The organism is Pseudofrankia asymbiotica (assembly GCF_001983105.1).
GTDB lineage: Bacteria > Actinomycetota > Actinomycetes > Frankiales > Frankiaceae > Pseudofrankia > Pseudofrankia asymbiotica.
In genome coordinates, this window is sequence record NZ_MOMC01000102.1 from 1 (window position 1) to 12,846 (window position 12,846).

Consider the following 12,846-nt stretch of genomic DNA (forward strand, 5'->3'; position numbering starts at 1 on the left):
GCTTCGAGGTCGGCTCCAAGGAACGCAAGCTCGGGATCAAGGGCTCCCCGACCCGCGAGATCCACCTCGTCGACTGCCGGATCCCCGGCGACCGGATCATCGGCGCCCCCGGCACCGGCCTGCGCACCGCCCTGCGCACCCTCGACCACACCCGCCCGACGATCGGCGCGCAGGCGGTCGGCATCGCGCAGGGGGCGCTGGACGCGTCGATCGCCTACACCAAGGAGCGCAAGCAGTTCGGCCGGCCGATCGCCGACAACCAAGCCGTCCAGTTCATGCTCGCCGACATGGCGATGAAGGTGGAAGCGGCCAGACACCTGGTCTACGTCGCCGCCGCCCGCGCCGAGCGCGGCGAGCCGRACCTCGGCTTCATCACCGCCGCCGCGAAGTGCTACGCCTCCGACGTCGCCATGTCGGTCACCACCGACGCCGTCCAGCTCTTCGGCGGCGCCGGCTACACCCGCGACTTCCCCGTCGAACGCATGATGCGCGACGCCAAAATCACCCAGATCTACGAGGGCACCAATCAGATACAGCGGGTAGTGATGTCGCGGCAGCTGCTGAAGGGCTGATGGGCGGCGCGTTCGCCCTGGTCAGAGGCCGAAATCGCCGTCCGGAAGCTCGGCGGACGGAGCGGTCTCGGTGACGCTGGGTGTCCGGTCATAGCCGGCTGAAGGCGGCTGTGACCGGGTGTCTGTGGACTCGGCGTGGACTCGATCATGGTCTGCGGCGTCGTCGCTGAGCGTGGCTGCGGGGCGAGGGCTTGTTGTGGGCGTGGCTGCGGGGGCGTCCTGCGGCTGGATGTCTTGCTGTTCGGCGGCGAAGGAGGCGTCGATGAGGCGGAGGGCGCGCTGTTCCTCGCCGACGATGCACTTGGCGTAGACGGTGAGGAGTACGCGGACGCTGTGGCCGGCCCATTCGGCGACCTGGGTGGGTGGCACGCCGGCGTTCAGCCAGCGGGACACCGCGGCGTGGCGGAGGTCGTAGGGCCGGCGAGCAAGCGGCGATGCGGCTTCGGCCGGGGTGAGCGCCTGCTGGCGGGCACTGCGCCAGACGGTGAGGTAGGTCGACATCCTGACGGGGCCGCCGGTCGTCGATCGGAAGATTCGGCCGTCGGGTGTGGTGCCGAATTCGTCGATGTGGCGGCGTAGCAGGGCGACCAGGTTGGGGTGGAGCGGGACCGGTCGGACTTCGCCCTTCTCACGGTGCTTGAGTTGGCGGGCCTGGCGAGGCTTGTCGGGTTCGTCGGACCAGTGCGGGGAGATCTCGGGATTGTTGCGCTCGAGTGCGGCCTCCCCCCAGCCGGTCTCGGGAAGGACCAGTTGGTTGATGTTGAATTCGTTGGTCTCGCCAGGCCTGGTCGCCGCGTAGTACATACAGGCGAACCACGCCCGAAGGTCGGGGCGGATCTCGTCGACCGCGGCGAGCAGCCGCAGCGCCCGGGAGTAGTCGACAACGACCCGCCGGCCGACAACAACGATCTTGCGTGGCGCGGTCCACTGGACGGCCGGCAGTGGATGGGTCGGGAGATCGCCGCGGGTGACTGCGAAGGTGAGCGCCTGGCTGAAGTACATGCGCCGGGAGCTGATCGTGTTCGGTGCGGCCTGTTTCCCGTCCTGCCGATGAGACAGGGCTCGCAGGGCGGCTCGTACGACGTCGGCGTTGGCGAGGTCGGCGATGGGACGGCTGTGCGCTTCCATCCAGGCGAGCACGTCCGCCCAATGGGCCGGCGGTTCGTTCTCGGCGAATCGGCCATCCAGTCCCAGCGTCGTGCGTTTCCCGGTGAGGAACACCCAGCCGACGAGGGCTTCACGGACCAGCTCAGCGAGCGGGGCCGGTGGTTGTTCGTCGAACAGCGCGGGGGTGACGATGCTAAGCGTGGTCGCGATCGTGCGTCGGGTGCCCGGGGCCTGATGTTCAGCCCATTTCGCGTCGGCGAAGTCACGCGCCACGGCGAGCCACGTCCGCACCTGAGGCGGCACCGGCACTGGTCGCGGCAGGGCGCGCCACTCGCTTAGCGGCAGGCCAGACTCGACGTCAAACGCTTCGCCCTTGCGCACGGCGGTCAGGATCTCGGCTCGGCGCGAGTCCGCGGCGAGCTTCGACGCGAAGTTGCGGGTGTTCGCGCTGGGCCGGCCGGCGACCTGCCAACGGACCTGCCAGCTCGTGCCCTTCTTCTGGCGGACCTCGCGGAGCGACCAGACTCGGACGTCGAATGTCGTCCGGCGCTCCTCGTCGCTGGGGTTCGTCCCGGCCGGGTCGCGGTTCATAGGGCACCCGGGTCGCGGGTCAGTCGGTCCAGCCAGGCGTTCAGATCGTCGCGCGCCACTCGGATCTGGCCGTTGGGCAGCTTGATGACCTTTGGTCCGATGCCTTTGGCCTGCCAGTCACGCCAGGTCGATCGGGGCAGCGGCGCGCCGGGACCGCCGAGCTCGGCGAGGACTTGGTCGAGGGTGAGCAGAACTCGCTGATCGTTGCGTGTCGGCGGTCGATCAGGTCGTGGCGTCCTCGCAGGCCGGCCGCTGCCACCGCCTGCGCTTGGCCGGATCGTGGTCATGGAAACGCACGTTCCGAATCACGACCATCGCATTGGGCACCCTGGACGTCATCGCGCACCGCATCAGCGCCACTCGGCCCATCGCCGACGTCACCGCCACGATCACCTCGTTGCCGAGGACTCACACGAACGCTGGCGTGCAGAAGCAGGCCATCGGCGAATGCATCCCTGTCGGCGAGGCATCGGGAGGGCACGAGCGATGCCACCGGCGATGACAGCCGGAAGGTCGGGCTTCCGCACGCTGATGCCCCAGAACGACGTGATGCCACGAGAGGGACAGCGGCGGTCCCGTGCCCGGCGGATCGAACCCGGTGTAGGGGCGACTGTGGATAACTCGGCGCGTCCGGCGATGTCCGTACATATCATCGACGAATGAACGAACGAATGATCGATGCGAGCCGGGCGGTTTGCGCCTACCCGGGATGTGAAGAACCGGCCGCGGCGCCGCCGGCGACGGGCGGGCCGGCGCCGCGGTACTGCGTGCGGGAGGATCACACGGCTCAGACCGCGTTCCGTGCCCGCCGGTCGCGCAAGCCCGCGGGCGCTGCCCCGGCCGAGCCCGCCGGGCAGGCCGATCGGCCGGCGAGTCTCGCGGGTGCGTCGCTGCGGGTCACGGTCGACCGGCTCGCGGAACTGCTAGCCGAGTTCGAGGCGGCGGCCGGCGCGGCGCGGGCGCTATTGGGGACCGCGACTGATCCGGAAACGGTCGCTGCGGAACTTGCCGCTGTGCGCGCCGAGGCGCTCAAGACGGTCGCGGACGCCGAGGTCGCTATGGCCGCCGAGCAGCAGGCCCGGCTCACCGCCGAGGACGCCGCAGCCGAGATGCAGGCCGAACTCGGACGTGTCCGCGCGGATACCGTAAAGGCCCGGGAGGAAGCTGTGGCCGCGACCGAGAAGGCCGCCCAGCAGGCCCGACGCGCGGAGGCTTCTGACGAGCGCGCCGCCGAGGCGATCCGCCGCGCGCAGCTCGCTACCGCCGACCGGGACGCCGCGCTCGCCAACCGCGATCAGGCTCAGCGCACGGCAGAAGCGGCCGTCCACCGAGCGGAGATCGTCGAGACCGAGCTCGCGCACCTCCGAACCGACCTCGATCGGATGGAAAAACGCGTCACGGCCGCCGAGGCAGGCCGGGACAAGGCGCATCGGGCACGGATCGACGCCGACCGTCAACTCCTCACGGTCAGGGAAGACGAGGCCGCGGCCCGTCAGACCGCCGAACTTGCGCAGCTACGTGCCGCCACCACCGAGCAGCTCCTCGCCGCCGCGCGTGAAACCGCTGCCGCCCAGCAGGCCCGAGCCGACCAGGCCATCGCTCTCCTCGGCACGACCCGCGCCGAAGCCCGTGACGCTATCGACCGCGCGGCCCGAGCAGACGCCGCCCGCCAGGCCGCCGAGCACGCGCGCGATGACGCGTTGGCCAGCCTCGCTGCATGTCTCCAGCGCGCCGAGGCACCAACCGAGGAGACGGCAGCCGAGCAGACCTCTTGACGGACTGCGGTGTAGGTCGCCCGCTGACGAGGTGGACGCAGCCGCTCACCGCCGAGCACATCGTGCCAGTCACCCTGCACGGCATCACCGAAATTCACCTTGCTGGCCGGCGCCTGGCATGCGGTCGGGTCCCACCTCKCGTCACCTGGTCGATCGATAGCTGCCGGTGTTGTCGATGGCGGGGCGGGCAGGTTGTGGTGGTCGCGTGAGCGCTGGGAGGGTGAGTTGATGGCCCGCACAGTGGTGGAGTCGATCGACGTAGCCGTACCGGTTCGTGCCGCTTACCGCCAATGGACTCAGTTCGAGTCCCTGCCTCGTTTCATGCAGGGGGTGGAGTCCGTGGAGCAGTTGGACGACACCCACCTGCGCTGGCACATCACGGCGGGGGTTCGGCATCGTGCGTTCGATGCGATCATCACCGAGCAACTGCTGGACGAGAGGGTCGTCTGGAGGAGCACGGAGGGGCCCCTCCACGCCGGCGCGGTGACTTTCCACCGGCTCGACGCCGACGAGACCCGGGTGACGATCCGGCTGGACTGGCAGCCTGCGGGTGTCGCCGAGAAGGTGGGTTCGGCGATCGGCGCGGATGAGTGGCGGGTCAAGGCCGACCTGAAGCGGTTCAAGGCGTTCCTCGAGAACCACTGAACGGGGCCGCTCGAACTTCAGCATGGCGCCGGTGTCGGTTACGGCACTGTGGTCCGTTGCGCGGACAGCACCTGGCAGTCCACCACCGACATGCTGGCCATACTCGACGCGAAGCTGACCACCTGCTTCCTCGCGGTCTGACCCGGGTCGAGGCGGGGCATGAAGGTCGAGCCGGTCGCGACCTGGACGCCGTCGGGCCCGGTGAACGCGACCACCACGGTGAAGGCCGCAGCTTGATCCGTGCGGTTCGTCACCGCCACGGTTCCGCTGATGTTGCCTTCCTCGTCGACGATGCAGCCCGTGACGCGGACATCTCCGAGACTGTCCGAACCACCGTAGATCTGCGTGTGCAGGTCGTCGGCGACGCTCACACCGAAGGAGACGACCGCGTAGAAGGCGAGACCCAAGGGCAGGATGATCAGGGCGATCCACAATGGTAGGAGACGGTGCCACAGTGACCGCCTCGCCGGGACGGACGGTGGCGGGTAGCGGTCGGGCGCACGAAAGCCAGGCCGGACCATTGCCTCTATTCCCGAGTAGTGATCCCAACCGGCACACCCTAGCGGAGGTCCGCTGAGCGGCTCGGTGAGCCTCGCCAGAGGAGTGGGTCATGTCCCCGGAGCGGAAACCGGCGGCACCATCGACGCAGGCATTGCCGGCTTCGGAGTTGGTGCGGACGACGTTGGCGTCGCCGCTGTGGCCAGTTCGGGCTCTGTGCGCAGGGCGTCGACTGCGAGTCGGCGGTGGGAGACGAGGCTTTTCTGCTCGCTGGGCATCTCGGTGAAGGTCAGGTTCCCGCCGGCCGGGATGAAGATCTCGTCGTAGCCGAAGCCGTTGGCGCCGCGCTGTTCGGTGGCCAGCGTGCCCTGGAGCGTTCCAGTCACGACCTGGATGCCGTTCGAGTCGGCGTAGCGGACGGCGGTGGTGACGGTCGCGGCGCGGTCGGTCAGGTTGGCGGTCATGTCGAGGATGCCCTGGGTGCCGACGGAGTCGAGTAACCAGGCGACGAGCGCGCTGGGCAGGCCGTTCCAGGCGCTTAACGTCAGGCCGGTGTCGTCGACGAGAACCGGGTCGTACACCTTGGCGTAGGCATCGGCGGCCTTCCGCTCGACGACGGCCGCGACGTCGAGGGACTGGATCTCGATCAGGTCCTGCTTGACGGCTTGTACCTCGATGCCCAGGAGGACGRCGTACTCGGCAGCCTTTCCTTGGTTACCGTGATCAACGAGACATGTCTGATCATCTGATCGTTCCTCCGACGGATGGTCCGGTGCCAGGCCAGCTACGGGTCTCGTTGAGGGCCTCCTTCGCGCGGATGGCGTCGCTGAGGTCGATGCCGAGGCGGTTGGCGATGGAGCAGGCGAAGATGAGGGTGTCGGCGAGTTCCTCGTCGATACTGCCGATCAGCTCGCCTGTCAGGGCGCGTTGCCCCTTGTTCTTACGGACGGCCCGGGCGAGTTCACCCGCCTCCTCCATCAGGCGCCAGGTCTGCTCGTAGACGGATTGGCCGGTGAAGCCTCGTTCGGTTTCCATCGTGATGACGTAGCGCTGCAGATCGGCGAGGCTGGCGTCGTCGGCGAGTGGCTGCACGGGCGTCCTTTTGTCTGTTGGGCCCTCGGCGTAGCCCGCGTGGACGCCGTCGGCCTATTGGCTTGGACTCGGAGCTGTCGGGCCTCAGGGCGTTCTGTCGAGCTAGATGGGTGCGGCGCCGTGAGCGGTCGCGATGGCGTCGATGCGGGTGGCCAGGTCGAAGTCGGCGGCGGTGAGGCGGTGGCCGGCGTCGTGGGTGGTGATGGCGAAGCGGATGGTGTCCCAGCGGAGATCGATGTCGGCGTGGTGGCCGATGAGACGTTCGACGTCGGCGACGTGGACGATCAGCGCGACGGAGCCGTGGTAGCGGAGCCGGAAGGCGCGGGCAATCTCGTTGCCGGTCCGGGTCCAGCCGGGGTGGTCGGCAAGTTGGATGCTTATCTCGTCGTCGGTGAGCGGGACAGACACGTCGGACATGGTCACGCCTCCGTTGCGGCGAGGACCTCAGCGAGGTCGGTGGCGACACGGGCATCCTTCCACGGCCGCATRCACGACAGAGGGCGTTGAGTTCCCGTCGAAGCCGAGCCGATTCAGCCTCGGCGGCGATTGGCATGACCCAGGGCAGGTCGTCTTCGAGGCGATCGGTGAGATGTCGGCGGTGGCGAGCAGGGTGTCGCCGGTGGCACGGCCGCCGAAGTCGCGAGACGCTCTGTGCGTCCTCAGGAACCGGAGATTCCGAGCTCTGCGCGTAGGGCGTCGACCGCGCGCCGGCGGTGAGAGATGAGGTTCTTCTGCTCGGCGGACATCTGCGCGAAGGTCAGGACTCCGCCCGCTGGTACAAAGATCTCGTCGTAGCCGAAGCCGTTGGTGCCGCGCTGTTCGGTGGCCAGGGTGCCGCGGAGGGTTCCGGTGACTACGCGGATGCCGTTGGCGTCGGCGTAGCCGAGGGCGGTCGTGACGCTGGCGGCGCGGTCGGTCAGGTTGGCGGTCATGTCGAGGATGCCCTGGGTGCCGACGGAGTCGAGGAACCAGGCGACGAGCGCGCCAGGCAGACCGTTCCAGGCGTTCACCGTCAGGCCGGTGTCGTCGACCAGCACCGGGCCGCCGAGCTTGGCGTAGGCGTCGGCGACCTTCCGCTCGACGACCGCGGCGACGTCGAGGGACTGGATCTCGATCAGGTCTTCCTTGACGGCCCGTACATCGATGCCCAGCAGGGTGGAGTATTCGGCTGCTTTTCCTTCGTTTCCTGTGATCAGTGAGATACGCTCGATCATCTGTTAATTCCTTCGGGGAGTTGATGGTCAGGTCTTGATGTGGAGCCAGTGCTGGGAGAAGTCGGTGAGGCGTACAGCGTCCGCGCGCCGGAGTCGGACGATGCTACCGCGGAGGGTCACCCTGTCGCCGGCCCGTACCGGTGTGGAGAACTTCCACCAGAGTATGTAGACGTCGAGGCGCCCGGCGGATGTGTCGAGGGTGAAGATGCGAGGGAATAGATTGCTGCCGTCGGCGGCGATGACCTCGCCTTCAATGACAATGTCACGCCGATCGGGCTGGCGGGTGACTAGTTCGAGCGCGGTCCTGTAGCTCGGTTCCCGTAGTCGGATCGTGGTTACGACGTCGTCGGCGAGCTGTAAGCCGGTCCATCGGCGCTCGATGATCGGCATGATCGAATTTTTGTCGTTTCGGAACACTTTTTGGTATCGCGCGTACTGCTGGAGTTGCCGCCCTGGTGTGACGGTGGTGAACCCGAGGCGTTCGCGGATTCTGGGGAGTGCCTGGCGGAGGGCGTCGACGTGGCCGAGGCCCTCGACGACGAAGTCGACGTCCTTGCGCACCGTGCCGTCTGCTGCGAGGTGGAGCCCGAACATCGAGGAGCCGAAAATGCCGACGGACTCGGCTCCGGCGGCCTCGACGAGTTCGTCGTAGAGGTCGGTCCAGATCTTGGGGCGGAAGTGCCGCGCGGTGGCGAGCGCCGACGGTACCGGTTGGTGGTGCTCGACGATGTCGGCGATCGGTATGAGTCCGTAGGTATCGAGGACGTCGGCGGGGAGCCGTTCGTCCTCGATGAAATTCTTGCGGTACCTCCTTCCCTGGTAGGAACGATCGCCTCCGGCCTCAGGCGAGTAGACATTGTAGCCGAAGAAATGAGTTCGGCTGTCCAGGTTGCCGAGGACGCGGTAGATGCGACCGTCGGCGAGTACGACGTGGTCTAAGTCGAGCAGTCGGCGACCGTCAGTTGGCGCCACATGGTCCTCCATTCCTCGGCGGTCGTCACTTGGATTCCGTGGGCGTGGGCGTCGGAGATGAGGTGTTCCTGGATGGTGAGCATGGTGGCGAGGTTCTCGGTCCATTCCGCGCGCCCGACTCCGCCTGCGCGTTCCTGGCCCTTGTGGCGGATCCGTTGGCGGATCTCATCGACGTCGGTCACGGCGAGGAGCGTCGGCTGGATGTCGGCGTCCCCGTTAGTGACCTGGAGTTCGCGTACAAGACCGGCGTCGAAGTGTGCGCCCTCGATCACGGCGTCGAAGCCGTCGTCGACGAGCTTCGCGACGACGGTCTTGATCGCCGGGGCGACCGCGGCGACGTGGTCGGTGAACCCCGCCAGCACGTTGTCGCGCGTGCAGGGTCCGTGGAGCTCCCACGCACTGTGGGTCACTTTCGCAAGGACGGGGAGCTGGACGGGGGCGACGTAGTGCCGCTGGACTTCCCTGAGGTAGTCGGTGTGGACGACGGTTCTGATGTTGTGGTGGTAGGCGAAGGCGACGGCCGTGGTGGACTTGCCGACGMAGGGGATGCCGTACAGGACGTGCACGGTGACGCTACGAGGTGCCATACCGGTACCTCTTGGCGCAGGCGACGACCATGTCCCGCTGGCCGTCGGTCAGGCCGGCTCGGTGGATCTCGCGGTCGATGTCGGTGCGGAACAGGACCGGGTCGTCGGTGTTGATGGACACGGGTATGCCGAGCTGGAGCGCGCGGCTCGCGGGGCTGTGGTGGGTCCAGTCGGTGACGCCCAGCAGGGTGTTGCTGGTCGGGCACATGTCGAGGCAGACGTCGCGCTCTTTGATCATCTCGACTAGGTACTGGTCGTGGAGGAGCAGGACGCCGTGGCCGATGCGGTCGGGAGTGATCTGGGACAGCACGTGGTGGGAGATCTCGTTGCCGAAAAGCTCGCCCAGGTGGATGTTGACCTTGAGCCCGGCGGTCTGGAGGGCCTGCAGCGCGGTCAGGTAACGGTTGAACTTTGGTAGGTCGGCGGCGAGGAAGTTGACGTCGACTCCGGCGAGGCGGGCTGTCAGTTCGCCGTCGGTCAGGAGCAGGTCGAACAGGGCGTCCAGTTCGTCGGCGGGTTTGGTCATGTTGATACCGGCGAGGAACGCGATCGACAGATCGTGGGATCCGGCGAGTTCCTTGCGGAAGATGTCGATGCCGTCGGCGGCGCTGCGCATCCACCGCCACCGGCCTGTGGACGGCCCGATGCGTAGATCGGCGTGCTCGACCTGCGACGCGCGCATCTCCGCCAGGAGACGTTGGACGACCAGGTGGAAGGTGCTCTCGGCGAAGATCTCCTCGTCGTCCTCGGTCAGGCTCAGGACCGTACGCCACAGCAGCGTGAGGCGTTCGGCCGGCGACGACCCCAGATATCCGGGGGTTCGGTACAGCGCTCGCAGGTGGTGCACCCTCTCCGGTCTGGCGAGGTCGAGCGCTCGGAGCGCGGACTCGAAGTGGCAGTGAAGCAGGCTGTACACAGGTGTTCCTACTCCCGGATCGCGCCGGCCGGCTATCTGCCGCCGGCTCGGAGCTGGTTCATACGGACAGGCGCTGGACCTCGCGCGGATTGCTCCTGAGCAGCGCGTGTGCGGCCGGGCGGTCCGACGTCATGAGGGAGATCGCGGCTGCGTGCACGATCGGGGCGAACGCGTCAATTCCGGCGTGCGCCGTGGCGGCGGTGGCCTGGGGTATCAGATGGCTGTTGTCGAGGACTGCGTCGTAGCGGTCGCGGTCGATGAAGAGGTCGAAGCCGTGCCGCGCCCGGAAGACCTCGCGGTTGAAGGTGTCCTTTGAGCCCAGCAGGGCTCGGCAGTTCGGAAGACTCGGCCGGGCGGCGCCGAGCGATACCTGGCACTTCCGGGCTCGTGACTCGAGGTCGGACTCGATCCAGATGCGGACCAGGGGGCCGTCGCCGATCCAGGCCAACGCCCAGGTGTCGAACACGGTTCGCCGCCGGGCGCGACTCAGCGAGACGAGGCGTTCCTCGAGTTCGGCGTCTACCGAGCCGTCTTCCCGGGCGGCRTGGATCTCCTCAAGGCGTGTCCGCCATACCTCTTCGGAGGGATCTCGTATGCCGAGAAGGCCCAGCAGGATGTCCGTCGCCGAGACGTACTCGTAGCCCAGCTCGGCGGCGAGTCGCCTCGCGTGCGTCGTCTTGCCCGCGGCGGTCAGCCCGGCAAAGGCGATGTTGGACGTGAGGTCCTCGTTCATGGGCGACGGCCGTGTCCCCGGCAGGCCTGACGTGCGGTTGGGATCTCGGGATGCGTGGCTGTGTTGCGGACGCGTTGTCGCTCGGGAACTCGCCGGAAATCAGCGGGGCCGGACGTGGCAGCCAACGGTGTCTCACCTGCCTCGGCTCTGGTTTGGGTGCTGCACCCAAACGGCAACGAGGAGAGAAGACACCGAAAAGCAGTGGAGAACCCGGACACCATGTCCGGGTTCGATTACGCGTGCCGGCGGCTGACCGCTTCCGACGTGGCTTCGTCGATCATGCGCAGAATGTCGGCCCACGGCAGCTCCCGGCCTGGAGCGCTTCGAGGGCCGTGCAATGGCCAGACGTCCTCGCCGTAGACGAGGCGCACCCCCGCCCGGCGGAGCGCGGCGAGGTGGCTCTCCCAGGCCGGCTGCCCGGCGTGCGCAGCGTTCACTCGCGGAAAGATCACGACGGGAATCTGCTGTCCGCCAACGGCTTCGCATACCTGCGTCAGCGCCTGGTTGTCGGCGAGCCCGAGCGCGATCTTGGCCACGGTGTTCGCGGACGCGGGCACCACCGCATAGCAGTCGACCTGCGGATGCGGGCTCACCATGCGAGGAAGCCGAGGCGCGGACCGGACCGGCCAGCCGGTCACCGCTTCAAGACGTGCCACCTCTCCTTCCTCTTCCAACCACGTCATAGCCGTCGGCGTCGCCGTGACCGCCACAGACCAGCCCTTCGCCATCAACGGCTCCACAAGCTGTGAGCGCACCAACTCGGCGCCACCGGCCGCCGACACGACAAGGCCGACGACACCGTCGCTCACCGTACGGCCCTGCACCGCTCCGCGAACGCGAACAGCGCGGACGACCGGCCGCCGGTCACCGGAGCGCGCCGGGACATCGCCTTCACCGTCTCCCGCACCKCAGGGCTATGACGCACGAGCGACGGTGCTTCCCTTTCGGCGGACAGCAGCGTCGCGAGTGCGTCCTCGTCACGGGCGACCAGGTGCAGCGCCCTGGCCACATCGATGCGATGCGAAACCCGGCGTTCGACTGGCAGGTTCTCCGCTCGGACCGCCGGCCCCTGGTCGACGACGAGCACGACGTCACCGAGGTCGAGCGCCACCGACAGTCTGTGCAGCTCGACGTTGGTCGGACCGAAACCCGTCTGCCAGTGGTTCGCATCGCCGCCAAGGCGCTGGGCAGCGTCGTCAGCGACACCGATGAGCTCGCTCGCTGTGGCGCGGTCCTGCTGACGTGCGGCCGCGACCGCGGTGCGCAGATGAAGCATCCCGTGCAGGCTCAAAGCAGCGGGGTCGTCGTCATTCAGGTGAGCCGCCAGCCAGTCGGACGCCGCCTTCCCGAGAACGACGGCATCCTCGAAGCGACCCAACGTCAGCAGCGCATGGGTGCCGGCCCGGGCCGCGGACGCCAGCACGAGCGGATCGTCAGCCCGGTCGGCGGCCTGCATCGCACGCTCTGCGGCGATCCAACTCAGATCAGCCTCACCAAGCTTGCTCAAGGTCGTCGCGGCAAGGTGGTGCGTCCGAGCCGAGACGGACCACGCGCCATGCCCGAAGTCAACGTCCGCGTTCTCCGCCGTGTCCTCCAGATGCTGCGCGGTGCCGATGAGCCCGGGCAGGGCCGTGACCACCCGGCCAACTCGTCCCTGCTGGTAGTCGGCCCAGCCCGCCTCTACCAGGCCCCTGACCTGCTCAAGGTCAAGGTGTGGCGAGACCGAAGTCGTGGAGAAAAGAACGCGCGAAAGGCGGCGTGGATTCATGAGCACGTCACGAATTGCCGGCACGTCATCGCCCTGCGCGTCATCCTCTGCCAGCACCGGCTGCCCCAGGACATCGCCCAGCGAAACGCGCAGTGCTTTCGCCAGCTCGGCCAGTAGGTCGATGCGGCGAATCTCTCGCTCGCCACGTTCGACCTTGCTGAGCCAATCCTCAGATCTGCCCACAAGGCCYGCCAGGACAGCCTGCGTCAATCCCCGACGACGCCGGTAGAAGGCAATCCGCTCACCAATCGTCAGCCGGTCTCCGGCGCCCCTCATGGGCGCATCGTAATCGCGCCTGTTCTGGGCGGCTACGGCCGGCCGGCCACTGGAGATCGTCGCCGTGTTCGACGGCGCACGACCGACCAGCGGCCGTCGC

General features: G+C 67.9%; 16 protein-coding genes. 4 read left to right on the top strand and 12 right to left on the bottom strand.

Annotated elements, in window-relative coordinates:
- Positions 1–572, top strand: a 572-nt coding sequence (locus BL253_RS35700) for an acyl-CoA dehydrogenase family protein (protein ID WP_274535299.1), incomplete at its 5' end; no start/stop codon positions are given.
- Positions 573–593: 21 nt separating this feature from the next.
- Here BL253_RS35700 and BL253_RS35705 read toward each other — a convergent pair.
- Positions 594–2,270: a tyrosine-type recombinase/integrase gene (locus BL253_RS35705; protein WP_076822222.1), complete on the bottom strand. Its 1,677-nt coding sequence runs from the start codon at positions 2,268–2,270 to the stop codon at positions 594–596.
- Between the two features lie 208 nt (positions 2,271–2,478).
- Between BL253_RS35705 and BL253_RS42610 the strand changes: the two genes are divergently transcribed.
- From BL253_RS42610 to BL253_RS35725, 3 genes are all read left to right on the top strand, one after another.
- Positions 2,479–2,772 carry a hypothetical protein gene (locus BL253_RS42610; RefSeq protein WP_158230487.1) on the top strand — a complete coding sequence of 98 codons (294 nt, stop codon included), beginning with the start codon at positions 2,479–2,481 and terminating at the stop codon, positions 2,770–2,772.
- Between the two features lie 169 nt (positions 2,773–2,941).
- On the top strand, positions 2,942–4,045 hold the full coding sequence (locus tag BL253_RS35720; protein ID WP_076822225.1) for a coiled-coil domain-containing protein: 1,104 nt from the start codon (positions 2,942–2,944) through the stop codon (positions 4,043–4,045).
- A 228-nt stretch (positions 4,046–4,273) separates the two neighbouring features.
- A complete protein-coding gene (locus BL253_RS35725) occupies positions 4,274–4,690 on the top strand; it encodes an SRPBCC family protein (protein WP_076822259.1) in 417 nt (138 codons plus the stop codon).
- Between the two features lie 38 nt (positions 4,691–4,728).
- Here the strand turns inward: BL253_RS35725 and BL253_RS35730 are convergent, their stop codons facing one another.
- The 11 genes from BL253_RS35730 to BL253_RS35780 all read right to left on the bottom strand — a co-directional run bounded on the left by BL253_RS35730 (position 4,729) and on the right by BL253_RS35780 (position 12,746).
- A complete protein-coding gene (locus BL253_RS35730) occupies positions 4,729–5,061 on the bottom strand; it encodes a hypothetical protein (RefSeq protein WP_131831663.1) in 333 nt (110 codons plus the stop codon).
- Between the two features lie 237 nt (positions 5,062–5,298).
- Positions 5,299–5,967 carry a non-canonical purine NTP pyrophosphatase gene (locus BL253_RS35735; RefSeq protein WP_076822229.1) on the bottom strand — a complete coding sequence of 223 codons (669 nt, stop codon included), beginning with the start codon at positions 5,965–5,967 and terminating at the stop codon, positions 5,299–5,301.
- Positions 5,930–6,280, bottom strand: a complete 351-nt coding sequence (locus tag BL253_RS35740) for a MazG nucleotide pyrophosphohydrolase domain-containing protein (RefSeq protein WP_081439030.1) — start codon at positions 6,278–6,280, stop codon at positions 5,930–5,932. Before BL253_RS35740 ends, BL253_RS35735 begins: the two co-directional genes overlap by 38 nt.
- Before the next feature lie 102 nt (positions 6,281–6,382).
- Positions 6,383–6,697 carry a 4a-hydroxytetrahydrobiopterin dehydratase gene (locus tag BL253_RS35745; RefSeq protein ID WP_076822262.1) on the bottom strand — a complete coding sequence of 105 codons (315 nt, stop codon included), beginning with the start codon at positions 6,695–6,697 and terminating at the stop codon, positions 6,383–6,385.
- A 242-nt stretch (positions 6,698–6,939) separates the two neighbouring features.
- On the bottom strand, positions 6,940–7,494 hold the full coding sequence (locus tag BL253_RS35750) for a non-canonical purine NTP pyrophosphatase (RefSeq protein ID WP_076822231.1): 555 nt from the start codon (positions 7,492–7,494) through the stop codon (positions 6,940–6,942).
- Between the two features lie 27 nt (positions 7,495–7,521).
- A complete protein-coding gene (locus BL253_RS35755) occupies positions 7,522–8,466 on the bottom strand; it encodes a hypothetical protein (RefSeq protein ID WP_241835437.1) in 945 nt (314 codons plus the stop codon).
- Positions 8,430–9,053, bottom strand: a complete 624-nt coding sequence (locus BL253_RS35760; RefSeq protein ID WP_076822235.1) for a P-loop NTPase family protein — start codon at positions 9,051–9,053, stop codon at positions 8,430–8,432. Before BL253_RS35760 ends, BL253_RS35755 begins: the two co-directional genes overlap by 37 nt.
- Positions 9,040–9,969, bottom strand: coding sequence for an amidohydrolase family protein (locus BL253_RS35765; RefSeq protein WP_076822237.1), 930 nt, complete (start codon positions 9,967–9,969; stop codon positions 9,040–9,042). Before BL253_RS35765 ends, BL253_RS35760 begins: the two co-directional genes overlap by 14 nt.
- Positions 9,970–10,027: 58 nt before the next feature.
- Positions 10,028–10,702: a cytidylate kinase family protein gene (locus tag BL253_RS35770; protein WP_076822239.1), complete on the bottom strand. Its 675-nt coding sequence runs from the start codon at positions 10,700–10,702 to the stop codon at positions 10,028–10,030.
- A 233-nt stretch (positions 10,703–10,935) separates the two neighbouring features.
- Positions 10,936–11,511, bottom strand: coding sequence for a flavoprotein (locus BL253_RS35775; protein WP_076822264.1), 576 nt, complete (start codon positions 11,509–11,511; stop codon positions 10,936–10,938).
- Positions 11,508–12,746 carry a helix-turn-helix domain-containing protein gene (locus tag BL253_RS35780; protein WP_076822241.1) on the bottom strand — a complete coding sequence of 413 codons (1,239 nt, stop codon included), beginning with the start codon at positions 12,744–12,746 and terminating at the stop codon, positions 11,508–11,510. The genes BL253_RS35775 and BL253_RS35780 overlap by 4 nt, the downstream gene beginning before the upstream one ends.
- Positions 12,747–12,846 lie beyond the last annotated feature (100 nt).

Coding starts and splice junctions, on each gene's coding strand:
- BL253_RS35745 (WP_076822262.1), bottom strand. CDS start 6,697: ATGTCCGACGTGTCTGTCCCGCTCACCGACGACGAGATAAGCATCCAA.
- BL253_RS35705 (WP_076822222.1), bottom strand. CDS start 2,270: ATGAACCGCGACCCGGCCGGGACGAACCCCAGCGACGAGGAGCGCCGG.
- BL253_RS35750 (WP_076822231.1), bottom strand. CDS start 7,494: ATGATCGAGCGTATCTCACTGATCACAGGAAACGAAGGAAAAGCAGCC.
- BL253_RS35725 (WP_076822259.1), top strand. CDS start 4,274: ATGGCCCGCACAGTGGTGGAGTCGATCGACGTAGCCGTACCGGTTCGT.
- BL253_RS35720 (WP_076822225.1), top strand. CDS start 2,942: ATGATCGATGCGAGCCGGGCGGTTTGCGCCTACCCGGGATGTGAAGAA.